The organism is Microvirga pakistanensis (assembly GCF_004458765.1).
Lineage (GTDB): Bacteria > Pseudomonadota > Alphaproteobacteria > Rhizobiales > Beijerinckiaceae > Microvirga > Microvirga pakistanensis.
On sequence record NZ_SPJX01000275.1, the window covers coordinates 1 to 223 of the forward strand.

General features: G+C 67.3%; 1 protein-coding gene. It reads left to right on the top strand.

All coding sequences use genetic code 11. The features are described 5' to 3' along the window. Nucleotides 1–210 (top strand): hypothetical protein (locus tag E4K09_RS29810; RefSeq protein ID WP_204985733.1); only part of this gene is annotated, 210 nt, incomplete at its 5' end. Between the last annotated feature and the right edge of the window lie 13 nt (nucleotides 211–223).

Below are 223 nucleotides of genomic sequence, written 5' to 3' on the forward strand. Positions count from 1 at the left end.
ATCCGGAGCCTCTTCCGCCACATGGCCAGCTCTCACCCGATCATCCCCGGCCTTGAGCCGGGCCCCCACGTCTTCGAACTGCAACGCGAAAAGACGGAGATGGCCGCAACACGTGCGGCCATGACGGGGAGAGGCACGGCTCCGACACCCCCTGGTCCCAGCCTCTCCCATGCTATCACCGGCTTCGTGCCGGTGAGCCCTTTGGGGTGAAGCGCGGCGCGCT